General features: G+C 66.1%; 14 protein-coding genes. 11 read left to right on the forward strand and 3 right to left on the reverse strand.

All coding sequences use genetic code 11. The features are described 5' to 3' along the window. The 5 genes from Q8S60_RS17005 (at position 1) to Q8S60_RS17025 (ending at position 7,692) form a co-directional block, all read left to right on the forward strand. Positions 1–2,805, forward strand: a complete 2,805-nt coding sequence (locus Q8S60_RS17005; RefSeq protein ID WP_305278739.1) for a DUF4159 domain-containing protein — start codon at positions 1–3, stop codon at positions 2,803–2,805. Between the two features lie 12 nt (positions 2,806–2,817). Further along, positions 2,818–4,893, forward strand: coding sequence for a hypothetical protein (locus Q8S60_RS17010; protein ID WP_305278738.1), 2,076 nt, complete (start codon positions 2,818–2,820; stop codon positions 4,891–4,893). Positions 4,894–5,109: 216 nt separating this feature from the next. Continuing rightward, a complete protein-coding gene (locus tag Q8S60_RS17015) occupies positions 5,110–5,847 on the forward strand; it encodes a metal ABC transporter ATP-binding protein (protein WP_305278736.1) in 738 nt (245 codons plus the stop codon). Then, on the forward strand, positions 5,844–6,713 hold the full coding sequence (locus Q8S60_RS17020) for a metal ABC transporter permease (RefSeq protein ID WP_305278735.1): 870 nt from the start codon (positions 5,844–5,846) through the stop codon (positions 6,711–6,713). The genes Q8S60_RS17015 and Q8S60_RS17020 overlap by 4 nt, the downstream gene beginning before the upstream one ends. Before the next feature lie 13 nt (positions 6,714–6,726). Then, positions 6,727–7,692, forward strand: a complete 966-nt coding sequence (locus Q8S60_RS17025) for a metal ABC transporter substrate-binding protein (RefSeq protein WP_305278733.1) — start codon at positions 6,727–6,729, stop codon at positions 7,690–7,692. On the opposite strand, the gene Q8S60_RS17030 is transcribed toward Q8S60_RS17025, so the two are convergent. After that, positions 7,689–8,210 (reverse strand): GNAT family N-acetyltransferase, encoded by a 522-nt coding sequence (locus Q8S60_RS17030; RefSeq protein WP_305278732.1) that lies wholly within the window; start codon positions 8,208–8,210, stop codon positions 7,689–7,691. The genes Q8S60_RS17025 and Q8S60_RS17030 overlap by 4 nt on opposite strands. Before the next feature lie 361 nt (positions 8,211–8,571). Here Q8S60_RS17030 and Q8S60_RS17035 point away from each other — a divergent pair, with 361 nt between their 5' ends. After that, positions 8,572–9,486, forward strand: coding sequence for an SDR family NAD(P)-dependent oxidoreductase (locus Q8S60_RS17035; protein WP_305278731.1), 915 nt, complete (start codon positions 8,572–8,574; stop codon positions 9,484–9,486). A 55-nt stretch (positions 9,487–9,541) separates the two neighbouring features. Here the strand turns inward: Q8S60_RS17035 and Q8S60_RS17040 are convergent, their stop codons facing one another. Then, positions 9,542–10,459 (reverse strand): LysR family transcriptional regulator, encoded by a 918-nt coding sequence (locus Q8S60_RS17040; protein WP_305278730.1) that lies wholly within the window; start codon positions 10,457–10,459, stop codon positions 9,542–9,544. 119 nt (positions 10,460–10,578) lie between these two features. Here Q8S60_RS17040 and wrbA point away from each other — a divergent pair, with 119 nt between their 5' ends. The 3 genes from wrbA to Q8S60_RS17055 all read left to right on the forward strand — a co-directional run bounded on the left by wrbA (position 10,579) and on the right by Q8S60_RS17055 (position 13,048). Then, positions 10,579–11,190, forward strand: coding sequence for an NAD(P)H:quinone oxidoreductase (gene wrbA / locus Q8S60_RS17045; protein WP_305278729.1), 612 nt, complete (start codon positions 10,579–10,581; stop codon positions 11,188–11,190). A 123-nt stretch (positions 11,191–11,313) separates the two neighbouring features. After that, complete coding sequence (locus Q8S60_RS17050; protein WP_305278728.1) at positions 11,314–12,024, forward strand: pirin family protein; 711 nt, start codon at positions 11,314–11,316, stop codon at positions 12,022–12,024. Positions 12,025–12,049: 25 nt separating this feature from the next. Next, positions 12,050–13,048, forward strand: coding sequence for a glutathione S-transferase family protein (locus Q8S60_RS17055; protein ID WP_305278727.1), 999 nt, complete (start codon positions 12,050–12,052; stop codon positions 13,046–13,048). A gap of 3 nt (positions 13,049–13,051) precedes the next feature. Here the strand turns inward: Q8S60_RS17055 and Q8S60_RS17060 are convergent, their stop codons facing one another. Next, positions 13,052–13,417, reverse strand: a complete 366-nt coding sequence (locus Q8S60_RS17060; protein WP_305278726.1) for a hypothetical protein — start codon at positions 13,415–13,417, stop codon at positions 13,052–13,054. A 133-nt stretch (positions 13,418–13,550) separates the two neighbouring features. Here Q8S60_RS17060 and Q8S60_RS17065 point away from each other — a divergent pair, with 133 nt between their 5' ends. Further along, positions 13,551–14,981 (forward strand): amidase, encoded by a 1,431-nt coding sequence (locus Q8S60_RS17065; protein WP_305278725.1) that lies wholly within the window; start codon positions 13,551–13,553, stop codon positions 14,979–14,981. Positions 14,982–15,172: 191 nt separating this feature from the next. Next, positions 15,173–16,222 (forward strand): sensor histidine kinase, encoded by a 1,050-nt coding sequence (locus Q8S60_RS17070; protein WP_305278724.1) that lies wholly within the window; start codon positions 15,173–15,175, stop codon positions 16,220–16,222. The last annotated feature ends 25 nt before the right edge of the window (positions 16,223–16,247 follow it).

Consider the following 16,247-nt stretch of genomic DNA (forward strand, 5'->3'; position numbering starts at 1 on the left):
ATGCTGCAACTCGGGCCCCTCGCCTTCGCCAGCCCGTGGATGCTGCTCGGCCTCGCCGCACTGCCGGCGATCTGGTGGCTGCTGCGGATCAGCCCGCCGCTGCCGAAACGCGTGCGCTTTCCCGCGATCCGGCTGCTGGTAGGCCTCGCGCGGGAAGAGGAGACGCCCGCGCACACGCCGTTCTGGCTGCTGCTGCTGCGGATGCTGATCGCCGCGCTCATCGTGTTCGCGCTCGCCGAGCCGTTGTGGAATCCCGCGCCGCGCGTGGCGGGCTCGGGACCGCTTCTCATTGTGACCGACAATAGCTGGGCGGCGGCCGCGCACTGGAACGAACGCCGCGCCGCGATGGATGGACTGATCGCCGAAGCGCGCCGCACCGACCGCCCCGTCCTGGTCGTCGGCACGGCGCCGGAAGCGAACGCGCCGGACCTGAATTTCGAATCCGCCGACGATGCCGCCGCGCGGGCGCGCGCGATGGTGCCCGAACCGATCGAGCCCAACCGCATCGCACTGGTGGAGAAGCTCGAAGGCGGTACGACGCTCGCAAGCCGCAACGTCCAAACGGTGTGGATCAGCGACGGGCTCGACTACGGCGCCGCCGCGCAGTTCGCGGAACGCCTGTCCGCGCTGGCGGGCGCCGGCGGCCTGACGCTGGTCGAACCCGGGCCCGGCACACGCGCGCTCGCCCTGCTGCCGCCCGACGACGAAGGCGGCGCCTTCGCGGCCACCGTCATTCGCGCCGAGACGCAGGGCACGCGGGAAGGCGGCGTCCGCGCGGTGAGCAGCGAAGGCAGCGTGCTGAGCGAAGTGCCCTTCGCCTTTGCGGAGGGAGAGACGCGCGCAGCCGCCCGTTTCGACTTGCCGCTCGAACTGCGCAACCGCGTGGCGCGTCTCGAAATCACGGGCGAGGCCTCGGCGGGCGCCGTGGCGCTCGCCGACGAACGCTGGCGCCGCCGCAGTGTCGGCATCGTTTCCGGCGCGAGCGCAGAAGAAGCGCAACCGCTGCTCTCCGATGTCTATTATCTGCGCCGTGCGCTCGCGCCCTATGCCGAACTTCGCGAAACGCACGCGGGCAGCACTACAAGCGAGACGATCGAGGATCTTCTCTCCTCGCCGCTCTCCGTTCTCATTCTCGCCGATATCGGCAATCTGACCGGCGACGACCGCGAGCGCGTGAGCGACTGGGTGGAGGCCGGCGGCCTGCTGATCCGCTTCGCGGGGCCCCGCCTCGCCGAAAAGAGCGACGACCTCGTGCCCGTGCCGTTGCGGAGCGGCGGCCGCGCGCTTGGCGGTGCATTGTCGTGGAGCACGCCGCAAAACCTCGCCGCCTTCGAGGAAGACAGTCCCTTCTTCGGCGTCGATGTGCCTGAAGACGTAACCGTGTCGCGCCAGGTGCTCGCCGAGCCGACGCCCGACCTTGCAGGCGGAACATGGGCGCGGCTCAGCGACGGCACGCCGCTCGTCACCGCCGCGAAACGGGGAAGCGGCACCATCGTCCTCTTTCATGTGACGGCAAATCGCGACTGGTCGAACCTGCCGATCTCCGGTCTCTTCGTCGAGATGCTTCGCCGCACGGTTGCGCTGTCGCAAGGAACGCCGATATCGGGCGACGGCGCGGCAACGGCGCGCGGGCGCGAATTGCTGAACCCCGTCGCGACGCTCGACGGCTTCGGCCGGCTCGGAACGCCGCCCGCGACCGCGACGGCGATTTCCGTCGAACAGTTCCAAAGCGCCGAGCGGAGCCCGCGCCATCCGCCGGGCCTTTACGGCACCGCCGCCGCGCCGCGCGCACTCAATCTCGCAACGGCTTCGCTTGAGCTCGCACCTATCCTCGATGCACCTGGCGCCGCCAGCCGCCGTCATTTCGCGGGAAGTTCGGAAGTGCAGCTCGCCTCCCTGGCATTCGCGCTCGCCCTCGCGCTCGTCATTCTCGACACCGTGGCGGCGCTCTGGGTGACGGGACTTTTCGAGACGGAGAAAATCCGGCGGGTCCGCTTCGGCACGCGCATCGCGCCCGTGCTTCTCGCCGCTTTGTTCGCGCTGCCCTCGTTCGATGTCCGCGCGCAAGAGGGTCGCGACGCTTTCGTCCTGGAAGCGACGCTGGAAACGCGGCTTGCCTATGTCATCACCGGCGACCGCGAGATCGACGAGACGAGCGCGGCGGGACTTGCCGGACTGAGCGAGGTGCTGCGCTCTCGCACCGCCTTCGAGCCGGCCGACCCGATGGGCGTCGACGTGACGCGCGACGAGCTTGCGTTTTTCCCCGTGCTCTATTGGCCGATGTCGCCGCGCCAGGACAATCTCGCGCCGGAAGTGCTGGGCAAGATCAACGCCTATATGAAGAACGGCGGCACCATATTGTTCGACACGCGCGATCAGGACCGCGCGGTGGGCGGGGCGGTCACGCCCGGCACCGAGACGCTGCGCCGCCTGCTCGGGCGCCTCGACCTGCCGCAGCTCGAACCGGTGCCGGCCGATCACGTGCTGACGAAATCCTTTTACCTGATGCACAGCTTTCCCGGCCGCTGGGACGGCGGACAGCTCTGGGTCGAGGCTTCGCTCGCCGATGCCGGCAGCCTCACCAATGACGGCGTGACGACCATCCTTGTCGGCTCCAACGACTATGCCGCCGCGTGGGCGCGCGACGCGCGCGGGCGGCCGCTCTTTCCCGTATCGCCCGGCGGCGAACGCCAGCGCGAAATGGCAGACCGCTTCGGCGTCAATCTCGTGATGTATGCGCTGACCGGCAACTACAAGGCCGATCAGGTCCATGTCCCCGCGCTTCTCGAGCGCCTCGGTCAGTAGGGGACAAGGACAATGGCCTGGAACATCGTTTTCGAACCCGTCCTGCCGGTCTACCTGATCCTTCTGCTCGCCGTGCCGGGCGTCGCGGCGCTGCTCTATTCCGCCTATCGCCGCGCGCGCGGTGCGCCGTGGCGGACGGCCGCGCTCGGCATTCTCGTGCTCGCGCTGCTCAACCCTACGGTCCGCCGCGAAGCACGCGAGGCGGTGCCCGACGTCGCGGCCATCGTGGTCGACCGCAGCCAGAGCCAGGAGATCGGCGCGCGGCCGGAGGAAACCGCCGCCGCGCTTGCCCGCATCTCCGAACACCTCGAACGGGAAGACGGCATCGAGACGCGCATCGTCACGGCGGAAAACAATCCCGACGACGAGAATGGCACCGCCCTTTTCGCCGCCCTGGAAGAAGCCTTCGCCGATGTGCCGCGCGAACGCATCGCGGGTGCGATCTTCATCACCGACGGACAGGTCCACGACGTGCCCGCGAATGCCGCCGCGCTCGGCTTCGACGCGCCGGTGCATGGGCTCGTGATCGGCCGCAAGGGCGAGAAGGACCGGCGCCTCCGCGTGACCGAGGCGCCGCGCTTCGGCATCGTCGGCGAGCCGGTGAAGCTCTCCTTCCGCGTCGACGAAACTTCCGCCGAGGACCGGCCGACCGGCGAGACGGCGACCGTCACCGTGACGGTAGACGGCGTGAGGACGGCAAGCACCGAAGTCGGCATCGGCGAGCCCGCCAGCGTGACGCTGGCGCTGACGCATGGCGGTCCGAACGTCATCGAGATCGACGTGGAGGAAGGGCCGGATGAACTGACCATGCTCAACAACCGCGCGGTGGTGGTGGCGAACGGCATCCGCGACCGGCTGCGCGTGCTGCTCGTCTCCGGCGAGCCGCATCCCGGCGAGCGGACATGGCGCAACCTGCTGAAATCCGATCCCTCCGTCGACCTCGTCCACTTCACGATTTTGCGCCCGCCCGAAAAGCAGGACGGCACGCCCATCGGCGAGTTGTCGCTGATCGCCTTTCCGACGCGCGAACTTTTCGACGAGAAGCTCGACCAGTTCGACCTCATCGTCTTCGACCGCTACAAGCGGCGCGGCGTGCTGCCGCTCGCCTATTTCCTGAACATCGTGGACTACGTCGAGAACGGCGGTGCCTTCCTCGCCGCGACAGGCCCCGCCTTCGCCTCGCCCTATTCGATCTACCGGACACCCCTCGCCGCAATCCTGCCCGCGCAGCCGACGGGCGGGATCAGCACCGGCGGCTACAGGCCGGAGATCACCGAAACCGGCACGCGCCACCCGGTGACGGCGGCACTGCCGGGCGGCGAAACCTCGCCACCCTCATGGGGCCGCTGGTTCCGTTCGATCGACGTGACCGCGGATCAGGGCGACGTGCTGATGGACACGCCGGACGGCAAGCCGCTGATGGTGCTCGCCCATGCCGGCAAGGGCCGCGTGGCGCAACTTCTCTCCGACCAGATATGGCTCTGGTCGCGCGGCTATGAGGGCGGCGGTCCGCAGGCGGAACTTCTGCGCCGCCTCGCGCACTGGCTGATGAAGGAGCCCGATCTCGAGGAGGAAAACCTTTCGGCCTCCGCGCAGGGCGGCACGCTGACGGTGCGCCGGCGCACCATGGCGGACGAAACCCCGCCCGCCAGTATCGTCATGCCCTCGGGCGCAACGCGGGAACTGGTGCTGGAGGAAACGGCGCCCGGCCGCTTCGAGGCCATCATGGAGACGAGGGAACTCGGCCTTTACCGCATATCCCAGGGCGACCTCAGCGCCGTGGCGGCGGCAGGGCCGCTCAACCCGCGCGAATTCGCCGATGTGCGCGCCACCGAAAAACTGCTGCGGCCAATCGCGGACGCGACCGGCGGCGGTATCTGGTGGGCGGGCGAGAATGCGGAAGACACGCCCGGCATCCGTTCGGTGCGGGCGGGCCATGACGCGGCGGGCGCGAACTGGATGGGACTCCGGCGGAACGAACAATATCTCGTCCATGCCGTGCATCAGGTACCGCTGCTGACGGGCCCCCTCGCCCTCTTCCTCATTCTCGGCGCGCTGGCGCTCGCCTGGTGGCGCGAGGGGCGCTGACCGCGAGGCCACGCTTGCCACGGCCCGCGATCCCGCCTAGTTTCGCGATGTTATAATATTACAAGCCAGCGAAATCATGAGCCATCCGGCGCCTTCCCGCCCCCCCGCGACCGCACCGCGCACAACCGCTTTCGGTGTGGGCATCCGCGCGCGGCTGGTCGTCGCCCTTGCCGCCATTGCCGCGCTGTGGCTCGCCGTGTTGTGGGCGCTGGCCTGATGCGCCCGTTCGCGCTCCCCGTGCCCGCCATCCGCGTCGAAGACCTGACCGTCGCCTATGAGCGCGTGCCGGCGGTCCACCACCTCTCCGGCAGCTTCGCGCCCGGCAGCCTGACCGCCGTGGTCGGCCCGAACGGCGCGGGCAAGAGCACATTGCTGAAGGCGATTGCCGGTCTCATACCGCCGAGCGAGGGCCGCATCGACACCGGCGCGGGCGCACGCGGCGGCATCGCCTACCTGCCGCAGCTCGCGGAAATCGACAGGAGCTTCCCGATCAGCGTGATCGATGCCGTGTCGCTCGGCCTCTGGCGCGAGATCGGGCTGTTCCGCCGCCTGACCGCAGGCCATACGGAGCGCGCGCGCGCCGCGCTCGCCGCCGTCGGCCTCGACGGTTTCGAGATGCGTCAGGTGGGCAGCCTGTCGGCCGGACAGTTGCAGCGCGCGCTCTTCGCGCGGCTGATGCTGCAGGATGCGGGCATCGTGTTGCTCGACGAGCCTTTCGCGGCGGTCGACGAGCGCACCAGCGCCGACCTGATGCAGCTCGTGGCCCGCTGGCATGGCGAAGGGCGCACCGTGATCGCGGTGCTGCACGACCTCGAACGTGTGCGTGGCTCATTTCCGCAGACGCTGCTGCTGGCGCGCGAGCCCGTGGCCTGGGGCGAGACGGAAACCGTTCTGACGCCCGACAATCTCCACCGTGCCCGCTACATTTCCGACGGCTGGAGCGACGCGGCATGATCTACGCAACGCTCATCGAACCCTTCGTCGAATACGGCTTCATGCGCCGCGCGCTGATCGCCTGCCTCGCATTGGCGCTGGGCGGCGGACCCATCGGCACCTTTCTCGTGCTGCGCCGCATGAGCCTGATGGGCGATGCCATGAGCCACGCCATATTGCCGGGCGCCGCCATCGGCTTTCTCGTCGCGGGACTTTCCATCTGGGGAATGAGCGTGGGCGGCCTCGTGGCCGGGCTTGCGGTCGTTTTGCTTGCGGCGCTGATCAGCCGCGCGACGGCGCTGCGCGAGGACGCGAGTCTCGCGGGCTTCTATCTCATCAGCCTTGCGCTCGGCGTTCTGATCGTTTCGGTGCGCGGCTCCAACATCGACCTCCTGCATGTGCTGTTCGGCACGATCCTCTCCGTGACGGACGATGCGCTGATACTGGTCGCCTCGATCGCCAGCGTAACGCTTGTCGCGCTTGCGGTGATCTACAGGCCGCTGGTCATAGAGAGCTTCGACCCGGCCTTCCTGCGCGCCACCACAGGCGGCGGCGCGGCCTGGCACGTCGTCTTTCTCGTGCTGGTGGTGGTGAACCTCGTGGCGGGCTTCCAGGCGCTCGGAACGCTGATGGCCGTCGGCCTCATGATGCTGCCGGCGGCGGCGGCACGCTTCTGGGCGGGCGCCGTCTGGTCGCTTTGCGCACTCTCGACGGCGCTGGCCTTCCTGTCGGGCTTCGCCGGCCTTCTCGTTTCCTACAATTTCAGCCTGCCCTCCGGTCCCTCAATCATCCTGACGGCAGGCATCCTTTACCTGGGTTCGATCGTTCTCGGGACACGCGACAGCTTGCGCACGCGCTATTTCCCGCGGGCTCATTTCCACGACTGAGGAGCCGAAGCTCATGACACCTGTGAAAATGCTTTGCGCCGCCCTTGCCCTGCTGCTGACGGGAGCGGCGGCGCCCGCCCGGGCCGAACCGCTGAAAGTGGTCGCGAGTTTCAGCATTCTCGGCGACATTGCGCGCGAGGTGGCGGGCGACAGGGCGGAGGTGACCGTGCTGGTGGGCCCAGACGGCGACGCGCATTCCTTCGAGCCCAAGCCGTCCGACGCCAGCGCGCTGGCGAACGCGGACGTCCTCATCATGAACGGCCTCGGCTTCGAGCCGTGGATGATACGTCTCGCCGCCGCGGCGAAGACGAAAGCGAAATATGTGACCGCAAGTTTCGGCGCCAATCCACGCCGTCTGGAGGAAGGCGGACACAACCACGCCGAAAACCATGACCATGATCGCGGCGAAAAGGGTCACGACGCGGACGGTTATCCGAAAGCGGCGCGCGATTTCGACCCGCATGTCTGGCAGAACCTCGCAAACGGCATGATCTACGCGCAGAACATCGCGGACGGTCTCGCCGAGGCCGACCCGGAAGGTGCCCTCGTCTACAAGGCCAATGCCGAGACCTATATCGCCGAACTGAAGAAGCTCGACCTCTGGGTGAAGTCCGAAATCGCGAAAGTGCCCGCCGGCAAGCGCAAGGTCATCACCACGCATGACGCCTTCGGCTATTTCGGCGATGCCTATGGCGTCGAATTCCTCGCCCCCGCCGGTGTGAGCAACGAAGCGGAACCGAGCGCGCAGGCGCTGGCGCGGCTGATCGACCAGATCCGCCAGGAGAAGATCAAGGCGCTCTTCATCGAGAACATGTCGGACCCGCGCATGATGGAAACCATCGCGCGCGAGACCGGCGCCGAAATGGGCGGCGAACTCTATTCGGACGCGCTGTCGCCTCCGGACGGCCCCGCCCCCACATACATGGACATGTTCCGGCACAACGTGCCGGTCCTCGTCGGCGCGATGCAGAAGAACTAGGAGGTCGCGCTTTCCGCCTGCGGAGGCTTGGTAACCGCCCCCCTCGCCCGGCCGAAGGCGCCGATGTCGAGTTCGCGGTAGAGCAGCCGCGACGGATCGACCGGCCCCGGCATGGTGAGGCGGCCGGGCGGCACGGGGCCGAAACCGACCCGCGCATAATAGGGCGCATCGCCGACGAGAATGACGAGCCGGTAGCCGAGCTTCTTCGCGTCGGCGAGCCCCTTTTCCATCAGCTTGATGCCGCAGCCCTTGCCGCGCAGCCGCGGCTCGACCGCGAGCGGCCCAAGCATGAGCCCCGGCACGCCGCCGATCACGACCGGCCAGAAGCTCAATGAGCCCACCATGTGGCGCTCGCCGCCCTCGTCCGAAAAGGCGACATAGCAAAGCTCCGGCACCGGACGGTTGCCCTCGCGCAGGCGCTGCGCCGTCTTGGCGTAGCGGCCGGGCCCGAAGGACAGGTCGAGCAGCGCTTCGATGGCCGGCCCGTGCTCGGGCCGCTCGGCTTCGATCTCAAACATGGAAAAATCTCTCAAGGCAGCAACAGACGACCGGGACCTGCCCGTCGCCGCCGCTTCCGCGCTCAGGCGAAAAGGGGATCGGTCGTGCGGGCAGACGCGAAACCGAGAGCCGCGCGGCCCTCGTCCATCATTCGTCGTCGCTGCGAGACGCACCGCGCCATGTTGCCGACCTCGATCCCGGGCGGGCCCCAGCGGCCCGCTCCTCCCTTGAAGGACAAGGCGGTAGCACGGGAAAATCCGTGCGTAAAGCGGCTTTGAGAGGCCGCCTTGGCGTGGGCAGGACTAAAAAGGCTGGAACGGGCCACCGTCCTTCGGCTAGCTTCCCCGCCAACAAGGACAATCAGGATCAAGGGAGAACGTCATGGGATTCCTCGAAGGCAAGGTCGTGCTGGTCACCGGCGCGGCGGGCGGCATCGGCCGCGAATGCGCGCTGATCGCTGCCGCACAGGGCGCGAAGGTCGTGGTGAACGATCTCGGCGGCAGCGTGAAGGGCGGCGATGCGGGCGATGCAAGCGCCGCGCAGAAGACCGTCAACGAGATCAAGGCGGCGGGCGGCGAAGCCGTCGCCAATTCCGACAGCGTCTCGATGAAGTCCGGCGCGGAAAACATGATCGCGCAGGCGCTCGACACCTTCGGCGGCCTGCACTCGATCATCAGCCCGGCCGGCATTCTCCGCGACGGCATGTTCCACAAGATGCCGGACGAGGACTGGGACGCCGTTCTCGAAGTGCATCTGAAGGGCAGCTACAACATCACCCGCGCGGCGATCAATCATTTCCGCGAACAGGAAGAAGGCAGCTTCGTCCTCTTCACCTCGACCTCCGGCCTCATCGGAAATATCGGCCAGGCGAACTACGCCGCCGCCAAGATGGGCATCGCCGGCCTTTCGCGCATCATCGCGATGGAAGGCGCCATGAAGAACGTCCGCTCCAACATCATCGCGCCCTTCGCCTGGACGCGCATGATCGCCACCATCCCGGTGAAGGACGAAACCTCCGCGAAGCGCGTCGAGCGCATGAAGAACGCGATGCGCGCCGAACAGGTCGGCAATTTCGCCGTCGCCCTCGCCGCGCCTTCCTGCACCGCCAATGGCCAGATCTTCGCCGTGCGCGGCAACGAGCTGGTGCTGTTCTCGCAGCCCCGCCCCGTAAAGTCGGTCGCCCGCATCGACGGCTGGACGCCGGAAACGATCCTCTCCCACGCCTTCCCCGCAATGGAAGGCGGCTACACCGACCTCGGCAACACGGGTGCCGTGTTCACCTGGGAACCGGTGTAAGCGCGCTGAAGAAAAAACTGACGGAAAAGGCGGGCCGCAGCAGGGCCCGCCTTTTTCATTTCAGCCTGTGCCAAGGCGCCTTCCCCGGTCCGAACTTTTCCACCGTGAAATCCACGAAGGCACGCACCTTTGCCGCGAGATGCCGCGCATGCGGATAGATGACGTGAAGCGTCAGCGGCGGCACGAACCAGTCGGGCAATATCCGCACAAGCGCGCCGCTGGCGAGCGCCTGATGGCAGATGAAGTCCGGCGAGAGCGTGATCCCCCCGCCCGCCAGCAGGATGCCCTCCATCGCATCGGCATTGTTGCAGAGAAATTTTCCCTTCAACTGCACGTGCTGACGCTCGCCCGCTGCATTTTCCATTTCGAGCAGGTTCGGCCGCGCGAGCAGCGTGTAGAGAAGAAAGTCATGATCCGCGACGTCGGCCGGGTGTTTCGGCATGCCATGCTTTTCGAAATAGGCGGGCGCCCCGACCAGATAGCGCTCCACCGGCGCGAGCTGCCGCGCGATCAGGCTTGAATCCGTAAGCGCCGAAACGCGCAAGCTTACGTCGAAGCCTTCCTCGATGAGATCGACACGCCTGTCATTGAGCGTGAGGTCGACATTGAGATCGGGATATCGGGCGAGAAATTCCGGCATGACGGGCCCGAGCTGCCGGATACCGAAACTCATCGGCGCGTTGACCCTGAGAAGGCCGCGCACAGCGCCCTCGACGCAGGTGGCCTCGTTCGCCGCCTCTGCCGCCTCCGCGACGATCCGCTGGGCGCGCTCGAACACCACGCCCCCCGCCTCGGTGACGCTGATGCGCCGCGTGGTGCGGTTCAGCAGGCGGACGCCGAGTTCGTCCTCGAGCGTCGCGACCTGCCGGCTGACCATGGATTTGGAAAGGCCGAGCGCATCGGCGGCGGCCGTGAAGCCGCCAAGCTCCACGACCTTGGCATAAACCGCATAGCCGTTGAGATCGACCGCCATTATCCCTCTCACGGAAACAATCTGTTCCAAACAGGGCTATTTGTATCACCAGAGAGGCTAATTAGATAGATCGCATCGAAGCCAACACGTTCCCCAGCGGACAGTTCACGGAGGGTAAAATGACCGAAAAGACCAAAATCCTGGTGCTCTATCACAGCTCCTACGGCCATATCGAAACGCTCGCCAAGGCCGTCGCCGAAGGCGCCGCCTCGCAGGCCAACACCGAGGTCGCCCTGAAGCGCGTACCTGAGACCATGCCCGCCGAAGCGATGAAGAATGCCGGCATGAAGGTCGAGCAGGAAGCGCCCGTCGCCACCCCGCAGGAACTCGGCGACTACGACGCCGTGATCTTCGGCACGCCCACCCGCTTCGGCAACATGACAGGCCAGATGCGCACCTTCCTCGACCAGACGGGCGGGCTCTGGGCCAAGGGCGCGCTCACCGGCAAGGTCGGCAGCGTCTTCACCTCAACCGGCACCGGCGGCGGCAACGAGACGACCATCACCTCGTTCCACACCAACCTCTTCCATCACGGCATGGTCGTTGTCGGCCTGCCTTATTCCGTCGGCACCGAACTCTTCGACGTCTCGGAAGTGCGCGGCGGTTCGCCCTACGGCGCATCGACACTGGCGGGCGGCGACGGCAAGCGCCAGCCGAGCGAGAAGGAACTGAGCCTTGCGCGGAAGCAGGGCGCCCATGTGGCGGCCATCGCGGCGAAGCTGAAGGCATGACCGCCTCCAACCAATCGTAACCAAAGGGGTCCGCGAGTATCGGACCCCGGACCCGGCCGGCTGGCTTCCCCCCTCCCCGAGGCCGGCCGGGCCCCCAATTGAAGCCTCGAAAGGAGGCACACCATGATCGACATTCGCGATTTCAACAGCCTCGGCGGCGCCGACCACGGCTGGCTCACCGCAAAGCATCACTTCTCCTTCGCGAACTACCGCGACCCGGAAAGGTTCGGCTGGGGCAAGCTCCGCGTCTGGAACGACGACCTCATCCGCGCCGGCACCGGCTTCCCGCCGCATGGCCACCGCGACATGGAAATCGTCACCTATGTCCGCGAAGGCGCGATCACGCATCGCGACCACCTGAACAATGAAGGCCGCACCGTCGCGGGCGACGTTCAGGTCATGTCGGCCGGCACCGGCATCCGGCACGAGGAATGGAACCTCGAAGATGTGGACACCCGCATCTTCCAGATCTGGATCGAGCCGGCGAAGCAGGGTCTCCGTCCCCGCTGGGAAACGGCCTCCTTCCCCAAGGAAGACCGCAAGGGCAGGCTCGTGCCGCTCGCCAGCGGCAAGAAGGACGCCGTCGCGGAAGCGCTCTGGATCGCCCAGGACGCCGAGATCCTCGGCGCAACCCTGGACGCGGGCGCCGAAGTGACCCATCTCCTTGGCAAGGACCGCCTCGCCTATCTGGTGCCCGCAAAGGGTCGCGTCGAGGTGAATGGCGTCGAAGTGACCGAGCGCTCCGGCGCCGCGATCCGCGATGTGGAAACGCTGACGATCCGCGCGCTCGACGATGCGGAATTCCTGCTGGTCGATCTTCCGCCGGAAGACTGACCGCGCGACAACGAAAGGAAAGAAAATGGGACTGCTGGTGGATGGAAAATGGAGCGACAAATGGTACGACACAAAGTCGACCGGAGGCCGCTTTGTCCGCCAGGAGTCCTCTTTCCGCAACTGGGTGACGAAAGACGGCGCGCCCGGCCCCTCAGGCGAAGGCGGCTTCAAGGCCGAGGCCGGGCGTTACCATCTCTATGTCTCCCTCGCCTGCCCCTGGGCGCACCGCACATTGATCTTCCGCAAGCTGAAAGGCCTTGAGGACAAGATTTCCCTCTCCGTGGTCGATCCGTTGATGCTGGAGGAAGGCTGGACGCTCCGCGACGCGGGCGGGGACGGGGCCACCATCGCCGACTTCGTGAACCACAAGACGCGGCTCTACGAGGTCTACCAGCTCGCCGATCCCGCCTATACCGGCCGCGTCACCGTGCCCGTCCTCTGGGACAAGAGCAAAGGCACCATCGTCTCGAATGAGTCCGCCGACATCATCCGCATGCTGAACTCGGCCTTTGACGGCATCGAAGGCATGAACGCCGCGCTCGATTTCTGCCCGGCGGATCTCGTCGAAACGATCGACGCGATCAACGCCGCCGTCTACGACAAGGTGAACAACGGCGTCTACAAGGCCGGCTTCGCCACAGAGCAAAAAGTCTACGAGGACGCCGTGACGGCGCTCTTCGACCAGCTCGACCGGCTGGAGAACCTGCTCTCCGAACAACGCTATCTCGCAGGCTCGCGTCTCACCGAAGCCGACTGGCGGCTCTTCACGACGCTGGTCCGCTTTGACGCCGTCTATCACGGCCACTTCAAATGCAACCTGCGCCGCATCGCCGACTACCCCAACCTCTCGAACTACCTGCGCGAGCTTTACCAGGTGCCGGGCGTCGCGGAGACGGTGAACTTCCGCCACATCAAGCTGCACTATTACGGCAGCCACAAAACGATCAACCCCACCGGCATCGTGCCCGCAGGACCGATCCTCGATCTCGACGCGCCGCATGACCGCGGCAGGTTCGGCGCCTGAGCTTCACTCCACGTAGATTTTGCGCTGCTTCAGAACATGCTGAACGGCGAAGCCCTGATTGCGCGTTTCCTGATAGCGCAGCGAGCGCGGCAACGCGAAGTGATAGGCGCGCAGCGCCGCATCGTCGCTCTGCCTCATGACGCGGTCGACATCGGTGAAGACACATGGGTTTCCCTGATGGCTCGACCGCAGGAACGCGTTGCAATGACGAACCGCCGCCCGTACCGCGCGCGATTGCTCCGTATCCAGCTTCGTCAGCGCGGCTTCATCCGTAGGCAGTGCGAGCCAGTTGACTTCATTCTGTGCCCAGGCATTGGCGCCGAGCAGGACGGTCACCGCGATAACGCCACCGGTCAGAATATGTTTCATGGCATCCTCCTGAAACATCCAGCCCCCGAAAGTCAGCCATAGGCGGAGAATGTGGCGGAAAAAAAGTATTGGCCGGTCTTCACGCCGCGCCTCTAAGATCGCGCCCAAAGAAAATTCAGACAGGGGGCGGAAAATGGGCGGTTTCTTCGACTACGACAAATATGACGGTCTCGGCCTCGCCGCGCTGGTGAAGCGCGGCGACGTGACGCCGGCGGAACTTCTCGATGAAGCCATTGCCCGCACCGAAGCCCTCAATCCGAAACTCAACGCCGTCGTGATGAAGCATTACGACGAGGCCCGGGCGCAGATCGCGCACGGCCTGCCGGAAGGCATGTTCCGCGGCGTACCGTTCCTGCTGAAGGACCTCCACCTGCTGCTGAAGGGCACGGTCACGACCTATGGTTCCGCGCTCTTCCGTGACAGCGGCGAGGCAGACCACAACTCGACATTGACGGAGCGCTACCTGAACGCGGGCCTCGTCATCTTCGGCAAGACCAACTCGCCGGAGTTCGGTCTCGCGGGCACGACGGAACCGAGACTCTATGGGCCGACGCACAATCCGTGGAACCTCGCACATTCGCCGGGCGGTTCGTCCGGCGGCGCAGCGGCAGCCGTCGCCGCAGGCATTCTCCCGGTCGCCAATGCGAGCGACGGCGGCGGCTCGATCCGCATCCCGGCCGCTGCCTGCGGCCTCTTCGGCATGAAACCGACGCGCGGCCGCACGCCGATGGGCCCCGACCGGGGCGAAGGCTGGGCCGGCATGTCCATCGCCCATGTGGTCTCGCGCTCGGTGCGCGACAGCGCCGCCATGCTCGACGCGACGGCGGGCGCGGCACCGGGCGATCCCTATGCGGCGCCGCCGCAGGCGATGCCTTATCTGCAGGAACTGGACCGCAGGCCCGGCCGCCTTCGCATCGCCTTCACGACGAAACGGCCGAACGGCACGGCCTGCCACCCCGATGTCGTGCAGGCGGTGGAAGACGCGGCAAAACTTTGCGAGACCCTCGGCCACGAAGTCGTGGAAGCGTCGCCCGCCTTCGACCAGGAAGAGTTGAGCAAACATCAGGGAACGATCGTCGGCGCCAATGTCGCGCTCACGCTTCGCCAGCGCGGCGCGGCGCTCGGCCGCGACGCAAGTGCGAACGACGTCGAGCACATCACCTGGCTGATCGCACAAGCGGCCGCCCTGCGCAGCAGCACCGACTATGCGGAAGCGACGCTCTTCATCCACCGGCTCGGCCGCCGGATGGCGGCCTTCCATGAAAGCCACGACGTCTATCTGAGCCCGACGCTCGGCATCCCCCCGATCGAACTCGGCAGGCTCGACATGATGGGCAAGGATGTCGGCGCCTATCTGCGCCTCTCCGGCGAATACATGCCGGGCACCGCGATCTTCAACATGACGGGACAGCCCTCCATGTCGGTGCCGCTGCACTCGAACGGCGACGGGCTGCCCATCGGCACGATGTTCACCGCCCGCTTCGGCGACGAAGCGACATTGTTCCGGCTCGCGGCCCAACTGGAAGAAGCACACCCTTGGGCGGACAAGCGGCCGAAGCTGTAAAACCCGCTTTCGGCCCGGTTTCCCGCGGAAAAGCCTCGAAGGGCAAAGTAAAACCGCAGTCTCGCGGCCACACATGCTATGGTTCTCCCGGCTTGAAGACATGGGGTGACATTCAAACTGCTCAACAAATGCACTGTCAGTCTCGAGTAAGCCTCCGCGCCGCAGGTCCGCGGTCATCAAGGAAGGCGAAAATGCCAGTCACAGGCACTCAAACCGATGCCGCGCTGAGCTTGTCTCGCGCCCTCATGAACACGTCCCACCTTCCCCTGCTTCTCTTCGACGGCGATCTGCGGGTGGTGAGCGCGACGCCGTCCTTCTGCGCCAACTTCGATCTCGCCTCCGACCAGACCAGCGGCCGCACTCTGTCCGAACTCGGAGCAGGCGAATGGAACATTCCGCAGTTGCACACCCTTCTGGAGAACGCGCTTTCGGACGAATCGGAAATGGGAGACTACGAAACCGACCTGCTGCGCCCCGGAGCCGAGCCGAGGCGGCTGATACTGCATGTCCAGAACCTCATCTACGAAGACAAGCAGAATGCCCGGATTTTGCTCACCATCGACGACGTGACCGATGCGCGGCGCACGGAGCAAATGAACGTGGCGCTCCTTCTGGAGAAGGACGACCTGCTGCGGGAGCGCGCCGTTCTGTTGCAGGAAATGCAGCATCGGGTCGCCAACAGCCTGCAGATCATCGCAAGCGTTCTTCTGCTCAAGGCACGCACGGTGAAATCGGAAGAAACCCGGCTCCATTTGCAGGATGCGCATGACCGCGTCATGTCGGTTGCCGCCGTGCAGCAACATCTGCAGGCCAGCACAGGCGATGTCGAGGTCGGTCCTTACCTGGTGAAGCTGTGCGAGAGCCTTGCTTCGTCGATGATCCGGGAATCGCGTCCGCTCGCGCTCAAGGTTCATTCCGACGACGCGACGATCAGTTCGCAGAAGGCCGTCAGCCTCGGCCTGATCGTCACCGAACTGGTCATCAACGCCTTGAAACACGCATTCCCGGACAGCCGGGGCGGGCTCGTCGACGTAAGCTATCGTGTCGACCGGCAGGACTGGAGCTTGACGGTCACCGACAACGGGATCGGAAGGCATTCCGCTTCTCCGGACGCCAAGGTCGGCCTCGGCACGAGCATCGTCGAAGCGCTCGCCAAGCAACTGAACGCCCATATCGTTATTTCGGAGGCATCCCCGGGAGCGAAAATCTCGGTGATAAGCGAAGCCGCTGCCGTTCAATAGCGTCCGGCGCCCGAATCTCCGCCGG

The organism is Parvibaculum sp. (assembly GCF_030694575.1).
In the GTDB taxonomy this organism is placed as follows: domain Bacteria; phylum Pseudomonadota; class Alphaproteobacteria; order Parvibaculales; family Parvibaculaceae; genus Parvibaculum.